The following is a 21,009-nucleotide window of genomic DNA, read 5'->3' as shown; positions in this document are numbered from 1 at the left end:
TTATCGGCAATCGATGGGATTAGCAACGTATAGCATAAATTGGGGGCCTTGGTCAGGAGGTGGAATGGCAACAGAAGAAGCGATGGAGTGGTTAAAGCAAACGGGGGTAAGAGCTCTAGAGCCAGAAAAAGCGATCGCGGCTTTGGAGAAGGTATTAGCTAGCCCTAGCGCTCAAACGGTAGTAGCAGATATCAATTGGGATTTATTTAAGCAACTCTATGAGCTAGGAGGAAAAGGATCATTTTTGACCCAAATCTCCCTAGATTCAGAAGCAACAGAGGTCAAAAACACGAGCGCGGAATTTTTAGGAGAACTAGCATTAGTTCCAGAAAAGAAACGCTATCAGCGGATGGTTGATTACCTTCAAATTAAAATTGGTGAATTACTAAGATTTTCTCCATCCCAACTTCCCAATACACAATCAGGATTCTTTGATATGGGTATGGATTCACTGATGGCAGTTGAACTGAGAAGTATTTTGAGTCATAGTCTGGGAAGTTCAATTAGTGCGGCTACATTATTTGAGGCTTCCAATATTCAAAACTTGGCTAAATACCTAATCAATGAGCTGTTCCCAGATCGGCAAAACACAAAAACAGAGAGCAATGAGAAGAAAAAGATACAGCCTCTAAACATAGTTGAATCTCAAGAAACTCAATCAGAAATTGAAATTGAGGACACAATAGCACAAGAGTTAAAAGAGATTTTCACTATTCTAGATGAAGGGAACTAATTAAAATGAACAAAAATCCTCAAACAACTGAACAAAAGTTCTCATCTAAACAAGTCCTAAAAGCTCTCCAAGAAATGCGGAGTAGGCTAGATGCCGTAAACAAAGCCCAAACGGAACCGATCGCAATTGTTGGGATGGCCTGTCGATTTCCTGGAGGAGCTAACGACCCATCAACATACTTGAACATATTGCATAATGGTATAGATGCCATTACACCCGTTCCTCCTGAGCGTTGGAATGTGAATGCTTATTATGATTCCGACCCCGAAGTTTCAGGGAAAGCCTATACTAAGGAAGGTGGTTTTATTGAGCAAGTCGACCAATTTGACCCTTTATTTTTTGGCATTGCTCCTAAAGAGGCAGTTATTTTAGATCCTCAATATAGACTACTCTTAGAAGTAACGTGGGAAGCATTAGAAAATGCTGGACAAATATGGGAGAACCTTAAGAATAGCCAGACCAGTGTGTTCATGGGAATCTCTACAGATGACTATTCTGCTGTAAGTCTAATGAACCAAAATCAAATTGGCAATAATACAAGTGTTGGCAATAATAGAAGTGTTGGTGTAGGTCGTATTTCTCATCTCTTGGGTTTGCAGGGGGCTAATATACAGGTCGATACAGCTTGTTCAAGTTCTTTAGTTGCGACCCATCTGGCTTGTCAGAACTTACGTTTAGGAGAATCCAACTTAGCCTTAGTCGGTGGAGTCAATTTAATATTATCACCCATCAGTACCATTGGTCGTTGCCAACTGAAAGCCCTATCTCCAGATGGTCGTTGCAAAACTTTTGATGCTGCTGCTAATGGTTATGGTCAAGGAGAAGGATGTGGGGTCCTAGTTTTAAAACGTTTGTCCGATGCTATTTCTGATGGAGACTCCATCTTAGCCCTTATTCGAGGTTCTGCTGTTAATCACGATGGGCCAAGTAGTGGGATGACCGTTCCTAATAAAATGGCTCAGAAACAGGTCATTCAACAAGCTTTGAGCAATGCAAAATTAGAAGCTCATCAAATTAGCTATTTGGAGGCTCACGGGACAGGAACATCTTTAGGAGACCCCATTGAGATAGAAGCTCTGGCAGAAGTATACGGCAAAAATCGTCCAGCAGATGACCCTCTGATTGTGGGGTCAGTCAAGACGAATATTGGGCATTTGGAAGCAGCAGCCGGTGTCTCATCCTTGATGAAGGTGATTTTAGCCCTTCAGCATCAGGAAATTCCGCCTCATTTGCATTTAAAAGAACCGAATCCCCATGTAGATTGGGATAAATTACCCATAAAAATTCCGACTTCGTTAATGTTGTGGTCTGATGAGGGAAAACCCAGAATAGCAGGAGTGAGTTCCTTTGGCATGGGTGGAACGAATGCTCATGTAATTATAGAAGAAGCACTTTCTCAAATCAAAACTCAAAATGTTATTGAACGTCCAATTCATCTATTAACTCTCTCAGCTAAAACAGAAAAGGCTCTAGATGAGCTGGTCAGTAGCTATCAAAATCACCTAGAAACTAATCCTAAGCTAGTACTAGCAGAGGTCTGTTATACCGCCTCTACAGGCAGAGCGCATTTTAATTATCGATTAGGGGTTCTTGCTTCTGAGCTGACAGAATTAACAGAGAAGCTGCTGGGGTGGAAAACTCAGAAACAATTAGTAGGGGTATTTTCAGGACAACCCAATAGTGAAGAACCCAAAATAGCATTCCTATTCACAGGCCAAGGTTCCCAGTATGTGAATATGGGAAGGCAACTATACGAACAAGCACCGACTTTCCGTGAAGCTTTAGAGGAATGCGCTCGAATTTTACAACCTTATCTAGAAGTACCTCTATTAGAAGTTATCTATCCTCAAGATGCACAAAAGTCAAGTTCTCATCTATTAGACCAAACCGCTTATACCCAACCCGCCCTATTTGCCATAGAATACGCCCTCTTTAAACTATGGGAATCCTGGGGAGTCCAACCTGATGTAGTTATGGGTCACAGTGTAGGAGAATATGTAGCTGCAACAGTAGCAGGAGCCTTAAGCCTAGAAGACGGTCTCAAACTAATAGCCACCAGAGGGAAACTAATGCAACAGTTACCCTCTGGTGGTCAGATGGTATCCGTAATGGCATCAGAATCTCAGGTAACAGAAGCGATAAAAGAATATACTTCCCAAGTAACTATAGCAGCAATTAATGGGCCAGAAAGTACAGTCATCTCAGGTGAGAGTGCAGCGATAGCTAAGATTTGTAGTGTCTTTGAAGGAGCGGGAATCAAGACCAAGCAACTACAAGTCTCCCATGCTTTCCATTCTCCATTGATGGAACCGATGTTAACAGAATTTGAAGCAGTAGCCAAAGAAATCAGCTATAACCCACCCAAAATACCACTGATATCAAACGTAACGGGTACTGAAGTAGGGACAGAAATATGCACGGCTCAGTATTGGGTAGCTCATGTGCGTCAACCCGTAAGGTTTGCCCAGAGTATGAAAACGCTAGAAGAGCAAGGATATGAAACGTTTCTGGAAATCGGGCCTAAACCGATATTGTTAGGCATGGGAAGGAAATGTGTAACAGAAGAGGTAGGAGAATGGTTGCCCTCATTGCGTCCAGGACTAGATGAATGGCAACAAATGCTATCGAGTCTAGGACAATTGTATGTCAAAGGAGTAAAAATAGATTGGTCAGGATTTGACTCAGACTATAGTCGTCAGAAAGTATCCTTACCTACATATCCATTTCAACGAGAAAGATGTTGGATAGAAACCAACCCTAACGTCAACTTCTGGCCTAAACAAGAATTTTCAACAGACCCAAACTTCCATCCACTATTAGGTCAGAAGCTAAATTGTGCAAGCGAACAACATATATTTGCCTCACAAATAGGAGAAAAATCACCCAATTATCTGAGCCACCACCGCATCTTCAACCAAGTCGTTTTTCCTACAACAGGCTACTTGGAGATGGCAAGTGCAGCAGGAAATCAGAAATTTAAAACACCTCATATAGTAATCGAAGATCTAACCATCAGTAAGGGCTGGACGCTACCAGAAGGAGAATTAATTAATGCCCAAACCATACTCACTGCATTAGACAACCAAAGCTATCAATTTCAAATATTTTCTCAACCACAACAAAAAACAGAGGAACAGAAGTGGACGCTCCATGCGACAGGAAAAGTCCGAACTGCCCAAACTAATATAACTCCAAGCCAAGTCGATCTAGAAAAATATAAAGCAGAGTGTCGTCAACCCATAGAAGTCAAAGAACATTATCAACAATCTCGGCAATTTGGGCTTGATTATGGCAGCAGTTTCCAAGGTATCTGCGAGTTATGGTCGGGTGAAAACAAAGCATTGGCTCAGATTAAGTTACCTGAAGAATTAATAGCAGAAACAATAGATTATCACTTCCATCCCGCATTATTAGATGCAGCTTTGCAGTTAATCGGTCATATATGGCCAGAAGTAGAGAGCGATAAAACTTATCTGACGGTAGGGGTAGAGCAGTTCAAGGTCTATAGTCGTCCAGGGCTTTCTCTTTGGGCATACGCATCAGCGATCGCGACTGGAGTAGAAGGTCAAGAAAATATGACCACTCAAGTGACACTACTGAGTCCAGAAGGGGAAATAATTGCCACAGTCAAAGGCTTACAAGTAAAAGTGGCCAATAAACAGACTTTACTAGGCACAGAAGGAGAATCAATCACCAATTGGTTGTATGAAGTAGAATGGAGAACTAAAGGTCTTTTAGGCCGGTTGTTACCTCCTGACTTTTTGCTTGCTCCTGTAGAAGTTTCCCAAAAATTAACTCCCAACCTACAAGAATTAGTCACCCAGATAGATAATGCTTCTACCTCAGAAATACAAAGGAAGGTAGAAGCATTAAGTGTAGATTATATCGTGCAAGCCTTGCTATCAATGGGTTGGTCATATAAACCAACAGAGAGCTTCAACTTAGAGGCAGCAGTCCAACGTTTAGGTATAGTTCCGAGTCAGCGACGATTATTCGAGCGTTTGCTACAAATCCTAGCAGAAGTAGGAATACTCCAGCCGAATCAACAACAGTGGGAGGTACAACAAACCTTAGAGAGAGTTGACCCGACCCAAAAAAGCCAAAGTTTACTGAATCAATATCCAGAAGAAGTAGCTGGATTAACTCTATTAGACCGTTGTGCATCTCAACTAGCGATCGCACTACGAGGAGCAATAGATCCGGTAGAACTGGTGTTCCCTCAAGGGGATTTGACCACAGCAACCCAATTCTATCAAGAGTCACAAGTAACGAAGGTGATGAATACGATAGTGCAAAAAAATATCACTCAAGCCATTGAGAAGTTACCACCGAGCCGAGGTATACGGTTGTTGGAAATCGGAGCGGGAACAGGAGGGACTACAAGTTATATTTTGCCCCATCTCAATCCTAACCAAACGGAATATATATTCACGGATATTGGGGCTTTATTCACCACTAAAGCTCAAGAGCAATTCAAGGATTATCGATTCATCAGCTATCAAACTTTAGATATTGAGGTAGACCCAACCAGCCAAGGATTTACACCTCATCAGTATGATGTCATTATTGCGGCTAATGTCCTTCATGCTACCACCAATATGAAGCAGACCTTATCCCATGTGCGACAACTGTTAGCACCAGGGGGAATGTTGGTCTTGTATGAAACAACAACACGATCTCGATTTTCGGATTTAATCTTTGGACTATTAGAAGGATGGTGGAAGTTCACTGATTATGACTTGCGATCCGACTACCCTCTATTGAGTCGCCAGCAGTGGAAAAAGGTTTTGAGTGAAACCGGTTTTACTCAAGTTGTGACGCTACCAGAAGTTGAGAATATGGCAGAAGTATTTGCTCAACAAGGGGTGATTGTTGCTCAAGCAGCTCCAATCCCCTTAGAGTCAACATCATTGACACCGAAGGGCTGGTTGATATTAGCAGATCAAAAAGGAATTGCTCAACAGGTGGCTAGTCAACTCCACGAAGCAGGAGAGGTTTGTACGTTAGTATTTGCAGGAGAGCATTACCGACAGCTTGCCCCGGAAGAATTTATTATTAATCCTCATAATCCAGAAGAATTTGAGCAACTGATAGAAGCTGTTGCGGCCAAATCACCATCGTTATCGGGAGTCGTACAATGTTGGACAACGGAAACCGGGGTAGGTAAAAATCTGAGTGCTGAGGAATTAGAAAATTTATCGAAGCTAGGGTGTGGCACGACCTTATCTTTGGTACAAGCCTTAGTCAAAGTCAAATTATCTCGATCGCCCCGGTTATGGTTAGTGACCAATGGTTCTCAACCCGTACCGTCCAATAATCCAGTCATACCAGGAGTAGCCCAATCTTCACTGTGGGGTATGGGAAAAGTGATTCGCTTAGAATATCCCGATCTAAAGTGTGTGTGCATAGATTTAGACCCACAGCAGACAATAGAAACTCAAGCTGAGGCACTATTCCAGGAAATCTGGTCGGAGGACACGGAAGACCAGGTAGCATGGCGCGCAGGTGAGCGTTATGCGCCTCGATTGGTGGCTAGTCGTCGTCAGCAAACTGATGCTACTATTCAAAAGCCTTTATGTTTCCATCAGAATGCTACCTATTTGATTACAGAAGGTATAGGAGATGTAGGTTTATTGGTGGCTCGTTGGATGGTAGAGAAAGGAGCAAAGCATTTGGTGTTGCTGGGATGCGGTTCACTAGATGATGCTAACCGTCAAAAAATAACGGAGTTAGAAAGGGCTGGAGTTTCTGTAGTACTGGAGAAAGCTGATGTGTCTGATGTCGAATCAATGAGCAGAGTGCTGCACAAAATTGAGCAGTCAAACAGACCACTAACAGGAGTAATTCATTCGGCTGAACTGTTGTCGGATGACGTTCTACAACACCAGAGTGAATCCAGCTTTAAGCAAGTGATGGCATCCAAAGTCAAAGGTGCTTGGCATTTGCATCAATTGACTCAAAACCAACAGTTGGACTTTTTTATATTGTTTTCTTCCGTTGCATCGTTGTTGGGTTCACCAGGTCAAGGAAATCAGGCTGTAGCCAGTGGATTTCTTGATGGTTTAGCCCATTATCGCCGTGCGATGGGATTACCAGGATTAAGCATTCATTGGGGTTCTTTTGCTCAAGTGGAAGAGGTGGAAGAACCCGGTTTGGAAGTCAATCTACAGAAGCAGGGAATGGGTGTGATATCTCCCACTCAGGTACTAGAGTCACTAGAGCTACTGATGAGTGGTTCAGAGATAGAAGTAGGAGTTCTACCGATTCAGTGGTCAGCTTGGCAGGAAAGAGTAGCCCAATGGCCTTTTTTGGCAGATTGGCAGGAAACCAACCCAACAACTTCTGAAGTATCTCAGTCAGAGTTTCTGTTAAAGTTGAAGGCAACCGCACCTAACGAACGTCGCTCGTTATTAGTCGCTCATGTGCACCGTCAATTTGCTCTAGTGTTAGGGATCAATCATCCTGAATCTATTTCATTAGAGACTGGATTTTTTGATTTAGGTATGGATTCTTTGACTTCTGTTGAATTAAGGAATAAGTTGCAGACCAGTTTAGAGTGTTCACTGCCGTCTTCTCTAGCTTTTGATTATCCGAATCTTCAGGCACTAACCGACCATCTGGAAGAGACAATAATTTTACCATTAGATGAGGCAGGATCGCAATCTGAAACCCCATTAGACAAAAATCAGAATCACTTGGAGCTAGAAACTTCAGAAAATATGCTGGCTGAAATTAATCATCTTTCTGAAGATGAAATTGATATGGCGGTTGAGGAAGCGATTGGTGAACTCGATCAACTTTTACAGTAAATCAGATAAAGTTGCTTACTTTTAATTAATAGTATTAGGAGAAATAAAGATGGAACTTAACGCATCCCAAAAGCTCTCAAATGAGCAGCGTCTACTGCTAAAACTTAAACAAGCAACTGCAAAAATACAAGAAATTAGAGCAGCCGCTACAGAGCCAATAGCCATTATTGGCATGAGTTGTCGGTTCCCTGGAGGTGCATCTACTCCAGAAGCCTTCTGGGATATTTTACAAAATGGAGTAGATGCGATCGCGGAAGTCCCAAAAGACCGATGGCATCTTGATGATTATTACGACCCAGATCCAGACGCTCCTGGCAAAATGTCTACTTGTCATGGAGGGTTTATCGATCGAGTACAAGAATTTGATGCCAACTTCTTTGGTATTTCTCCTAAAGAAACTATCCATCTAGACCCTCAACATAGATTACTCTTAGAAGTCAGTTGGGAAGCTCTAGAGTATTCAGGAGAGAATCCGCAACAACTTAAAGGGAGTCAAACCGGTGTATTTGTTGGTCTTTGTAGCAGTGATTATAGCCACCGCATATTGAGTCATGGTCTAGAACAAATTGATGCTTACATAAGTTCGGGCAATTCTCACAGTACAGCATCAGGGCGAATTTCCTATATTCTGGGGCTAGTTGGGCCTAACTTAGTCGTAGACACTGCCTGTTCCTCTTCATTAGTCAGTATCCATTTAGCTTGTTCGAGTTTAAGGAATCAAGAATGCAATCTAGCTCTAGCAGGAGGGGTGAATCTATTACTATCTCCAGAGGTTAGCATCGCCCTGTCTCAGGGGCGTATGCTATCGGTGGATGGTCGGTGCAAGACCTTTGATGCTTCAGCCAATGGTTATGTGCGTGGAGATGGATGTGGGATTGTTGTATTAAAGCGCCTCAGTGATGCAGTGGCCAATCGGGATAATATTCTGGCAGTAATTCGTGGAACTGCTATGAATCAAGACGGACCGAGTAGTGGCTTGACAGTACCTAATGGTCCATCTCAAGTTGCTGTTATCCGTCAAGCTTTGGCCAATGGAGGAGTAGACCCAGCAGAGGTTAGTTATATTGAAGCTCATGGTACAGGAACTTCTTTAGGAGATCCTATGGAAGTGGAAGCTTTAGGAGCGGTATTTGGCAAAACCCACTCTCAAGAGCACCCTTTAATCCTGGGTTCAGCTAAAACGAATATTGGTCATACTGAAGGAGCAGCAGGAGTTGCAGGCTTGATGAAATTAGTCCTGCAACTGCAACATCAACAAATCGCACCATCTCTACATTTTAATCAACCTAATCCTTATATTAATTGGTCTCAATTACCCGTAAAAGTTTCAACTCAACTCACCCCTTGGGAAACCAATGGAAAAACTCGTATAGCAGGAGTAAGTGCCTTTGGTTTTAGCGGGACGAATACTCATATAATCTTAGAAGAAGCACCAAGAGAAGATAATAGGCAACAGGTAACTGGCAACAGTGAAGATGATTTAGAACGGGAAGCTCATCTATTAACTCTCTCCGCCAAAACTAAAACTGCTCTTAGTGATTTAGTCAATAATTATCAAAATCATATAACTATTTATCCGGAATTAGAGGTGGCTGATATCTGCTATACCGCTAATATAGGACGGGCCCACTTCCACCACAGACTAGCAGTCCTGGCACATAACCAATCAGAATTAGTGGAGAAATTCCGACAGTACAAAGATGGAGAAGAAGTCCCCGGAATTTACTCGGGAGAACTGATTAATAATACCACGATCCCCCAAGTCGCCTTCCTTTTCACAGGACAAGGTTCTCAATATGTGAATATGGGAAGGCAGTTGTATCAAACAGCCCTCCCTTTTCGTGAAGCAATTCACCAATGTGAAGACATTCTGAGTTGTGTCGAAAACTTCCAGGACACTTCATTACGAGACCTTCTCTATCCAGAAAATATAGATGAGTCGAATGCATTCCGACTAGACCAAACCGCCTATACCCAGCCGGCTTTGTTTGCTATAGAATACGCTTTGTATCAACTGTGGCAATCCTGGGGAATTAAACCGGATGTCGTCATGGGTCATAGTGTGGGTGAATATGTAGCCGCAACGGTAGCGGGAGTATTTAGTTTAGAGGATGGTTTGAAATTAATTGCTGCCCGGGGAAGGTTGATGCAAAAATTACCAACTGGCGGGGAGATGGTTTCAGTAATGGCATCAGAGTCGGTGGTGAAAGCGGCGATCGCTGCCCATCCAGAACTATCGATAGCAGCTATCAACGGACCAGAAAGTATCGTTATTTCGGGTGACTCTATGGCCATCAAAGCCATTGTCAGCAGCCTAGAATCAGCCGGAATCAAAACCAAACAACTGCAAGTCTCCCATGCCTTCCATTCATCATTGATGGAACCAATGTTGGCAGAATTTGAAGCGATCGCCAATCAACTGACCTACCATCAACCCACGATACCAGTAATATCTAACCTTACAGGAACCAAGGCAGACAACGCGATTGCCTCAGCACAATATTGGGTAAGTCACGTGCGCCAACCCGTAAGGTTTGATCGAGGAATGAAGGAGTTAAACCAACAAGGCTGTACAACTTTCCTAGAAATTGGCCCCAAACCAATTTTGTTGGGAATGGGAAGACAATGTTTACCCGAAGAGGTAGGTGTGTGGCTACCATCATTGCGTCCAGGAGTGGATGAATGGCAACAGATGCTTTCAAGTTTAGGAAAGTTGTATGTACAGGGAGCCAAAGTAGATTGGTTAGGATTTGACCAAAACTATAACCGGGAGAAAGTAGTTTTGCCGACCTATCCATTCCAAAGAGAAAAATACTGGATAGAAAGCAATAATAAATACCAGCCAAGCCTGCGTTTATCGACAACACAATATTTGCACCCATTACTAGGAGAAAAGCTAGAACTAGCAGGAATAGAAGATCAACATCGTTTTCAATCCTACCTAGGCGCTCAATCTCCAGACTACTTGAATCACCACCAAGTCTTTGATCGGTCTCTATTTCCGGGTACAGGCTATCTAGAAATGGCAATAGCAGTGGGAAAAAATCTCTTCAGCTCCCAAGAACAAGTCGTCGTTTCTGATGTGGCGATCGCGCAAGGGTTGATCCTACCAGAAACAGAACTTAAGAAGGTACAGACAGTCGTCAGTCTTTTAGACAATAATAGTTACAAGTTTGAAATATTTAGCGCATCAGAAACTGGGAATCAACAGGTGCGACAATGGAAATTGCACAGTGAAGGAACAATATATCCCCAGCCCATTGCTAAAAGTCCAGCTAAAATTGACCTCGAACAATACAAAAGAGACTGTAGTCAAGCCATAGAAGTTCAAGAACATTATCAACTCTGTGGCTCAACCGGTTTAAAGCACGGGAGAAGTTTCCAAGGACTCAAACAGTTGTGGAAAGGTGAAGGTAAAGCCCTCGCAGAAATAGCCTTACCGGAGGAGTTAATAGGAGAGGTAACAGACTATCAGATACATCCAGCCTTATTAGATGTAGCGATACAAATCACGGGTCATGCTCTGGGCAAAATAGAAACAGGCGATAAAACCTATCTACCAGTAGGGGTAGAGAAATTGAAGCTGTATCGTCAGGCAATAAGTCAAGCATGGGCGATCGCCGAAATACCAGAAAACAGCTTAACAGCCGATATTTTCCTCGTAGATAACCAGGGAACTGTGGTAGCCGAGCTGGAGGGATTAAGGATAATGGTTACAACAACCGATACCCTCCTCAAAAGTCTGCAACCAGATATCAGCCATTGGTATTATCAAATCAACTGGCAAGCCCAAGCCCTATCCTCAACAAACCCATCAACAGCAAGCAGCAAATGGTTAGTCTTGACAGAAGAGACTCAACTACTAGAAACACTCCAACACAAAGGTCATGAGTCCATCAGAGTATCACCAGGACAGACCTATAAGCAGCTAAGTCTACAACACTATCAAATCAATCCCACCAGCGAAGAGCAATTTCAGCAACTGCTAGAGGAAAATCCAGGGATTACAGGCATTGTGCATTTGTGGGGAGTGCAGCCATCAGCAAACAAAGATAACTTAGAATTAGAGAAAATCCAAGAAAATAGCTGTGCCGCAGCACTGCATTTGGTGCAAGCAATCCTCAAGAGCAAAGACGAAACCATACCACAGCTATGGTTAGTAACTCAAGGAACCCAGAGTGTCAAAACAGACTCCGAAGTCATTAACCCTGAGTATGGAAGTTTATGGGGACTAGGAGGAGTAATTGCCCAAGAACACTTAGAGTTAAGGTGTAAACGGTTCGACTGTGACCCAGAAGCAAGTATTCATGAAAACTTAGACTCCCTAGTCCATGAACTATTATCAGAAGATGTAGAAGAGCAAATAGCAATACGTCAAGGAAGTCGCTATGTCGCCAGACTCGAACAAAAACCACAGCAACAATCAATAAATTCGCCAGGGCAACCGGTGCAATTAAAACTGGCAGAATACGGAGTGATAGACAACCTCAGTTGGCAGCCAATGCAGCGTCGTCTTCCTGAAGCCAACGAAGTAGAAATTGAGGTAGCGGCAGTAGGACTAAACTTCCGAGATGTGCTTAATGCCCTGGGATTACTCCAAGATTACTATGCCGAACATCTGGGCATTACCAGTTCCAAACAACTCACCTTTGGCTTGGAATGTACAGGAACAATCTCTGCTGTCGGAGCAGAAGTCTCACAATGGCAAGTAGGAGACGAAGTCATCACAAATATGGTTCACGATGGCTTCAGCAGCTTCACCATTACCCTAGCTGAATATCTCATCCCCAAGCCCAAACAAATGAGTTTCAGCGAAGCAGCCACCTTACCAGTAACATTTTCTACGGCTTACTACGCATTGGAGAAGTTAGCCAAAATTCAACCTGGAGAGCGAGTATTAATTCATGCGGCAGCCGGAGGAGTAGGGCAAGCCGCAGTACAAATAGCTCAACGGGCAGGAGCCGAAATTTTCGCCACAGCTAGTCCGCCCAAATGGGAGTTTCTCAAGTCCCTAGGCATCAAACATATTATGAACTCCCGCACCCTAGATTTTGCGGACCAAGTTATGGAGCTTACTGGAGGAGGGGGAGTAGATATAGTCCTCAATAGCCTCAACGGAGAGTACATTCCCAAGAATTTGGAAATATTAGCCCCTCAAGGAAGATTTGTGGAAATCGGAAAAATTGGGATTTGGGAGCAGCAGCAAGTCAAAGAAAAACGACCAGATATCAGCTATTTCCCCTTTGATTTAGGCGAAGTATTCCGACAACAACCCAAGGTAGTCACTCAGTTGTCAGAAGAAGTAATCCACAGATCGAGCAAAGGAGAACTTGTTGCCCTACCTCACAAGGTATTTGCCAGTACACAAATTACAGAAGCCTTCCGGTATATGCAACAAGCTAAGAACATCGGCAAGATAGTCGTGCAGATGCCACAAGTTTCTATCGAGCCAAAGTCCATCCAACCAGAAGCAAGTTATTTGATTACAGGAGGATTAGGAGCATTAGGATTGGAAGTAGCCCAATGGTTGGTAAAACAAGGAGCCAAGCATCTTGTCTTGAGCAGCCGTCGCGCTCCCAGTGAAACTGCACAACAAATCATAGGCAACTTACAAACAGATGGAGCTTCTGTGGATATCTTATTAGGGGATATTTCCCGTCAAGAAGATGTCGCCAACACTTTAGAGGCAATATCAACATCATTCCCCCCACTCAAAGGAGTGATTCATGCCGCTGGAGTATTGGATGATGGCGTACTACAACAGATGAGTTGGGAACGCTTTACCAAAGTGATGGCACCCAAGGTTCAAGGAACTTGGAATTTACATCAATTCACTAAAGACTTACCCTTAGATTTCTTTGTCTGTTTTTCCTCTGTAGCTTCGATTTTGGGAGGACCAGGGCAGGGAAATTATGCTGCGGCCAATTCTTTTATGGATGGATTAGCTCACTATCGTCGGGGTCTGGGATTACCAGGGTTAAGTATCAACTGGGGAGCTTGGGGATCGGTAGGAATGGCAGCTCGTTTAGATAGTCTCAATCAAAAGCGGCTCGATAGTAGTGGGGTAATTGCTATAGAACCAGAACGGGGAATGCAGGCATTAGGTTCATTGCTCTCCAGCTCTTCAAGTCAAGTTATAGTGTGGCCGATTAATTGGTCAAAATTTGTCAAGCAGCTCCCTGGTGGGCGAAAGATATCATTCCTAGAGAATTTGATTTCAAGTGAGCCATCATTAACCCAAAATTCAGCATTTAGGGAACAACTCGAATCAGTACCCGTTTCAGAACGTCAGGAATTATTGGCGAATCAGATCCGCTCTTTGATCGCAAAAACATTGGGCTGGAAAGATCCGCAACAAATAGGAATTCGTCAACCTTTATTTGACTTAGGATTAGATTCCCTGATGACAGTGGAATTGAAAAACAGATTGGAGTCAAGTTTACAGACAAATTTGAGTTCTAAATTGTTATTTGACTATCCGACTGTTGAGGCATTAGTAGAGCATTTAGCCAATGTAATTCCTCTGGAATTTTCTGTTACAAATAGCTCAGATAAATCCAGTCATGAATTGCCTACTGAAGAAATTGATTTTAATGCAGAAGCAACCTTAGACCCGACCATTATTGTTAATACTACAGTAGCCCGAAATATTATTGAACCTCAGAATATTTTCTTGACCGGAGCAACCGGTTTTATTGGAGCTTATTTGCTTGATGAGTTATTGCAAAAAACTTCAGCAAATATATATTGCCTAATTCGGGCTAATGATCGGGATTTAGCTAAACAGAAACTCAAAGATAAACTGGAATCTTATTGGCTCTGGGATGAAGAGAAATTTAGCTCCAGAGTTATCCCTGTAGTAGGAGATTTATCTAGCAAGTTTTTCGCATTATCAACGGAAGAATTCAAGTTTCTTGCCAACCAGATTGATATTATTTATCATAGTGGAGCTTGGACTAATCATCTTTATCCTTACACTATACTCAAACCAACTAATGTTTTAGGAACTCAAGAAGTTTTGAGATTAGCTAGTCAAATTCATGTAAAACCCGTTCATTTTCTATCTAGTTATGTAACGTTATTGTCATCTAGTAATAATGAAAGTGAGGAAGTTAATAATCTGACAACTGGTTACTCCCAAAGTAAATGGGTAGCGGAAAAATTAGTAGCCACAGGGAGGGAGATAGGGATTCCTACGTCTATATATCGGTTAGCAACAATAACATCAGATGCTAATACTGGTGCTAGCAGGATTGATGATAGAATTTGTCGCTATGTTATGGGTTGTATTGAATTAGGAATGGTGCCCATTTTAGGAAGTAAGTTAGGAGAGAACTGGGTTCCTATAAATGAAACAAGTCAAGCAATTGTTTACTTGTCTCAGCAAGAGACCTCCTTGGGCAAAACATTTAATATAGTCAATCCTAAATCCACATCTTGGAATCATATATTTGATTTAATTTGCTCTTTGGTTCCCTCCGTGAAAAAAGTTTCATCAACTGATTGGGAGATGGCTTTATCAAATCATCCTGATAATCCGCTCTATCCTTACTTTTTTGGTGTGCAGTCTGGAGTGGAAAAATTAACAGAAAAAGAGGCGGGTATACTTTCAGGCGTTACTATTGACGATCGCGATACTCAGAATGGGTTGCTCGGCAGTGAAATTACTTTTAGCAGTATAGACAAGGCATACATAGAAACAATGCTTTCATATTTGAACAAAAGTGGCTTCATCAACTCATCTTATGATATGATATAAGTAACTATTAGATTAGATAGAGGGACATGATATGAGTCCTCTAAAAAAAGTAATTAAGGAACAAAAATTATGACAGATAGTATGGTCTTAAAAGATGCTCTTATCGGAACGTGGAAATTTGTTGAGGTAAAACTTGTAGACAAGGAACAGAAAATCAGTTATCCCTATGGAAAAAATCCCATAGGCTACCTCATGTATACTCAGGAGGGGTATATGGCAGCCTCACTTGCAAAGAGCGATCGCTTGAAACTTGGATTACCTGTAGCAGAAATCTTTAATCTGGGGTATGGTGCCAAAATCAACTGGACGACAGGTGTATTTAAGTATATCAAAGCGTTTTTTCGATATTTTCAGGCAGGGCAAAATTATGCTGCCTATATTGGTAAATATGAAATTATAGATAATCAAGTTATTCACCATCTTGAAGTTCATATAATTCCAGATGTAATTGGTGCAGACATAAAACAGACGGTTGAGATTTCGGAAAATACGTTTGTATTAACAAGGGAAAGTGGTATTCGCGCCACTCTTAAACGTGTCACCTAGCCTCATTGTGTGATATCAAGTCTGTTGAAATAGTAGTCAGTCATTGAAACGGAAGGCAAACAGTCACTAAGCTTAGGAAGATAGCTGAGATTACTTAGCTCCGCTCCACTCCATTCGCAATGACTTATCCCTTTTCTGTCACTTTCCTAAAAAGGGGAGTGAAACCCTGATTCTTGCCTTAGTGATCGCAGGCTGTCACTCTTGGCAATTCCTCAGAATTGCCAAGAGTGACAGAAGCGGTTTATAGTCGATCCAAATAAGAATAAGACAAGAACAAATGGCATAATGGAAGCGCAAACTCACGTTCGCACCTCCACTATATCTCACTGTTAATCGAATCGGCTATGCTATATTTTTCGATTGCTAACATCAACTAGACAGGACAGAACACTATCTGCTAAAGTCTCTATTGTCTCCTGGCTAGTTATAGGCTCAGAAAAGGGGAAATGCAAAAACATTTTGCCCTCAAAAGTTGTAACAGCACCGATAAAAATCCCTCCAAATGTGGCCTGTGCTACAGAAAAGCTAATTTCTGAGAGTTCAAATTGACCATAAACTTTGGGAATATTGACTCGACCAACATTGGTAATATTAACTGCTGTATAAGGGGGGATATCTAGGCTGGTGAGCGCTGAATCAACTATCGTCCTAAACATCAATGCTTGATAAAAGCTCTCATTACGCTTTAAGGCAGATTCCTGCTGCTCTCTCACTTCCCGTGCTAATTCCCAGAAGGAGGTATTTGCACTGAAAGTGTGAAATGACGTTATGGCGCTACCTAGTTGACCTAGTTTTTCATTGCCGATCGCAGGCTTCAAATGTCTGCGTAGATCGGCAGAAGACAAACAGGACATAGACTTTTTCTGCCCTGCTCCGATCTTTCTTGCTGCAGCGAATATCAACGCCGCAGACAAAGCAGCATTTACTGTTGTCTTTTCTTGGCGACAACGTAGAATCAGCTCCTCGGTAACCTCAGCATCTAACTGTCTATAAACATTGCCAGTACGGCGTAACTCAACAGGTACAGCCTTTTCAAAACTTAAGCCTTTTGGTCGGTGCCAAATCCTTTTGAACAGAAGTCGCAACAGAAACAACACACTGTTGATATTACCTCTGACACCTTTTGCTGATGGGGGAAATAACTCATCTATAGAGGGAAGTGATGGTAAGCTGGGCGCTGGCTCGACAGGTTCATCAGAAGCAATTTTCGAGCAGTAGGTCAAGATTTCTGAATATAACTCGATACTCGATAAGCCATCAGAGATAGCATGGTTTATTGTAATAATCAGATGGCTGGTCGTGTTTTCGCTTTGCTTATGCCCTTGCACAAGTACAGCTCGCAAGAGAACTTCACTACTCTCAATTTTGGTGTTGAGTTCTTCAAGAACAGTTTCTTGCCATTGTTCCTCGTGCTGCTGATCGACAACTCGCAAAGGAATATTTTTAGCCCCCGTTTCAAAACGGAGATTATCGATGTCACCAACGATCCGAGAATTAAGCCGAGAGTGATGAGTTTGGACAAGAGCGAGTGCCTTTTCAACAATTTCTGCACTTAGGGGACCTAAAATTCGCCCGATAACCACTATATTGGATGAGCTAGTCAAGCGATTTAGTATTTCCATCACTTGTTCAGCTCCACAGAGTTTTCTGTTATCAATCATAAATCTCTCCTCTGGAGTTAGAATCTACTTTGAATAGACTTCTTGCAGAAGTCAGAGGATAGAGAATAAGGATAAGAATACAGGATTACTTTATTGCTATTGATTTTCTATCCACTTATGCAAGAGATCTAATATACCAATTTTGGCAGCAGGGGCGAATAGATATTGCCCCCACTGAGTAGGATGATTTTGTGTAAGTCCTGTCCGTCTAAATTTAGGAAGTATTTAGAGCAATTAATTCCACAACTATTTTCGATATTGAGTATTAATTTTTACTCCCTAATGGTGTCTCACAAAAGTTATTAGTCATTGACCAAAGCCGATAAAGGACTGTCTGACTAATAAAATAGACATTTTCTTCTGCTTCTCCTACAAGGTGGAGGAGATATCCCAGGAAAAGGGGTCTGTTTTCTGGAATTGTTGGGACACCTCACCTACTAAGCTCAGAGCAGTAAGATCTTCAAGGGACATCACCTCTGCACCCTCTTCAAGGTTTAGGTTATTCATCACCACCCAGAAAAGATTCGGACTCTTAGTGTATTCAAAAAAGTAGGCGGGGTTGATGTTATTTTGATCCGCAACAGTTCGCCATTGGGTAGTACCAAGGCTGAAACTAGCCAAGCCAAGTGGATCGGAGACGTTGCGAATGATGCCAAGCGCTGCGGCTAACTCATTGCGCCGATCTTTCTTCACTTTAGTTATCAACTGCTCATTCATTTTATGCAAGTAATAGCTAGCCCGAACGAACCGGTCTGAGGGATTGTTAGTGCCTGGCAGAAATGATCCAGCTCCCACCTGATCCCAATAGGTACTTAGGGCAAGCTGTTGGTCGAAGATCGGGTCATTGGTCAGCACATTGTATTCCTTATCATGATGGATTGTTAGTTCGCCATCAATGTATTCAAAGATTGCTGAATCCCCACTTGGATCTGAGAGCGACAGGTGAAGTGCAAACTCCAGTCCTCCTAGAGCTGCTTGAAGCGGCAGTGGTAAGGGGGAGATAAGCCCCGCCGACACAAGCTGATCAAAAGTAGCTGTGGCTAGTTGGAAGGGTTTGCTTTCTAGTCCTTGGACTGCTTCTTCAACAGTTGCATAATTATCAAGGACATATTGACCCCAACCTCCAAGAGATAAGGTTTTCTCAGTAGGTTCAATATCACCGTAGTCCGTCGCTTCCAAAAAGAGGAGATTGGCAACCAAACCCTTCTCGTTAATACCGTCAACGGTGGCAATGTCATAGCTTGAGGTAATGATGCTGGCATATTTTGAAGTCCATGTGATGGAGTTTGTACCCGCTCCACCATCACGCTTCATGCCTTTTGGAAAGAACCAGAGTTTAGCATCAGGGTCTTGAAACCAATCCATACTACGTGCAGTAATTGGTCCGTTTGAACTACCTTGGTAGACTAACCGGCTACAAGCCTGAGCCGGTGGAACTATTGCCATGGACAAGATAGTAATCAGCACAACAAATATCGTTGCTACCTTCTTGAAGATAAAAATATGCTTCTTCATCATTAAGTGATTCTGATGATAAGATTTTTCTCTTGGAGAATATCATACCTTTAGGGGGGTCGCAATCTATTGAGTATAGTTCCAGATTCGACGAGTTTGACGATCCGTTAAAATCCCTATTTATCTACTAACATCAACCAGACAGGACAAAACTCTGTCTACTAAAGCATCAACACTTAACAGAATATATCGTTATATATCGTTGCTTTTTATATTAATTTCTGCCTGTTCTCTCACCTCCCGTGCTAATTCCCAGAAGGAAGGATAAAACGATGGAAATTGATTGACAGTGTTTATCAATTTATTAAATCCCCTCTATAAATAAGAACTTGGGAAAACTGACTGAGATTATTCTATCTTAACTCTCGGAAAGTGACAGAAGTAGGGGTGAATTTCTGTAGGAGTCAACGGATGTTGACTCCTACAGAAATTGGCTTGTGGAGAACAGAACTTAAGGTAAATTAGTCGCTCCCATTAGGTAGCGATCGCACTCCCGCGCCGCACCGCGACCTTCATTGATCGCCCAAACCACCAAACTTTGACCGCGACGACAATCACCCGCAGCAAAAACACCGGGGATACTGGTGACAAAATCACCATGATCGGCTTTCACATTGCTGCGGCCGTCCCGTTCCAAACCGAGAGCATCTAATAGGGGTTGTTCCGGCCCCAAAAATCCCATGGCTAACAGCACCAGTTGTGCGGGTACAACCTTCTCTGTGCCTTCGATGGGTTGGGGAATAAAGCGCCCTTGCTCATTTTTCGTCCATTCCACCTGCACCGTATGCACGGTCTTCACCTGGCCTTGCTCATCCCCCTCAAATCGGGTCGCCGTGGTGGTATAAACGCGCGGATCGTCTCCAAACACCGCTGCTGCCTCTTCTTGACCGTAGTCCATGCGGTAAATTTTCGGCCACTCCGGCCAGGGATTATTGGCAGCTCGGCTCTCTGGCGGTTTGGGCATAATTTCTAACTGGGTGACACTCTTGCAGCCATGGCGCATCGAAGTCCCCACACAGTCTGTCCCGGTATCGCCCCCACCGATAATAATCACATCCTTACCGGCTGCAGAAATATAATCCTCTGTGGGATTTCCGTCGAGTACCGTGCGGGTATTGCCAGTTAAAAACTCCATGGCAAAATGAATGCCCTTGAGATCCCGCCCTTCAATTTCTAAATTGCGCGGTTTCGTCGCTCCCGTACACAACACCACCGCATCAAAGTCATTGAGCAGGTTTTCTACCGGCAGATCCTTACCAATTTCCGTATTGCAAACAAATGTCACCCCTTCCGCTTGCAACACATCCAAGCGGCGCAACACTACCTCTTTTTTATCCAACTTCATATTGGGGATACCATACATTAACAATCCCCCTGGCCGATCTTCCCGTTCGTAGACCGTTACCCAATGACCAGCATGGTTGAGTTGGGATGCTGCGGCTAAACCAGCCGGTCCGGAACCGACAACAGCCACTTTTTTCCCCGTTCGTTGTGGGGGCAGAGTGGGAGCGATCCAGCCTTCATCCCAGCCTTTTTCAGCGATGGAATATTCAATATTCTTAATCGTTACTGGAGGGTTGGTAATGCCCAAAACACATGCCCCTTCACAAGGTGCGGGGCAAACCCGGCCGGTGAATTCCGGGAAATTATTCGTCTTGTGCAGGCGATCGAGGGCTTCTTGCCATAATCCCCGATAGACCAGATCGTTCCATTCTGGAATCAAGTTATTAATCGGACAACCGCTTGCCATGCGGCTAATTTCTAATCCCGTATGACAAAAGGGCGTACCACAATCCATACAGCGAGCGCCTTGGGTTTGCAGGCGATCGTCCTCCATATGCAGATGAAATTCATCCCAATTTTCTATACGTTTCTGGGGCGATACCTCTTGCGCTACCTCACGGAGGTACTCCATAAAACCCGTTGCTTTTCCCATAATCCCTCTCTCTACTCTAAATACAAAAAACGCTTCAATAGGAGTGGGGG

The 21,009-nt window shown here is 43.0% G+C and carries 7 protein-coding genes; 4 read left to right on the top strand and 3 right to left on the bottom strand.

What is annotated here, in order from left to right:
- From J7545_RS14095 to J7545_RS14080, 4 genes are all read left to right on the top strand, one after another.
- Positions 1-733 (top strand): beta-ketoacyl reductase (locus J7545_RS14095; RefSeq protein ID WP_318719726.1); only part of this gene is annotated, 733 nt, incomplete at its 5' end.
- 5 nt (positions 734-738) lie between these two features.
- A complete protein-coding gene (locus J7545_RS14090; RefSeq protein WP_318719725.1) occupies positions 739-7,542 on the top strand; it encodes a type I polyketide synthase in 6,804 nt (2,267 codons plus the stop codon).
- A 49-nt stretch (positions 7,543-7,591) separates the two neighbouring features.
- Positions 7,592-15,301 carry a polyketide synthase gene (locus J7545_RS14085; RefSeq protein WP_318719724.1) on the top strand — a complete coding sequence of 2,570 codons (7,710 nt, stop codon included), beginning with the start codon at positions 7,592-7,594 and terminating at the stop codon, positions 15,299-15,301.
- A 69-nt stretch (positions 15,302-15,370) separates the two neighbouring features.
- On the top strand, positions 15,371-15,847 hold the full coding sequence (locus J7545_RS14080; protein ID WP_318719723.1) for a lipocalin-like domain-containing protein: 477 nt from the start codon (positions 15,371-15,373) through the stop codon (positions 15,845-15,847).
- 347 nt (positions 15,848-16,194) lie between these two features.
- On the opposite strand, the gene J7545_RS14075 is transcribed toward J7545_RS14080, so the two are convergent.
- The 3 genes from J7545_RS14075 to gltD all read right to left on the bottom strand — a co-directional run bounded on the left by J7545_RS14075 (position 16,195) and on the right by gltD (position 20,959).
- Complete coding sequence (locus J7545_RS14075; protein ID WP_318719722.1) at positions 16,195-17,508, bottom strand: phthiocerol/phthiodiolone dimycocerosyl transferase family protein; 1,314 nt, start codon at positions 17,506-17,508, stop codon at positions 16,195-16,197.
- Between the two features lie 369 nt (positions 17,509-17,877).
- Complete coding sequence (locus J7545_RS14070) at positions 17,878-19,026, bottom strand: linear amide C-N hydrolase (RefSeq protein WP_318719721.1); 1,149 nt, start codon at positions 19,024-19,026, stop codon at positions 17,878-17,880.
- A 448-nt stretch (positions 19,027-19,474) separates the two neighbouring features.
- Positions 19,475-20,959 (bottom strand): glutamate synthase small subunit, encoded by a 1,485-nt coding sequence (gltD, locus tag J7545_RS14065; RefSeq protein WP_318719720.1) that lies wholly within the window; start codon positions 20,957-20,959, stop codon positions 19,475-19,477.
- Positions 20,960-21,009: the final 50 nt, after the last annotated feature.

The sequence above is a fragment of the Roseofilum sp. SBFL genome (assembly GCF_017746885.1).
Classification (GTDB): Bacteria; Cyanobacteriota; Cyanobacteriia; order Cyanobacteriales; family Desertifilaceae; genus Roseofilum.
This window is presented reverse-complemented; position numbering and strand designations above follow the sequence as displayed.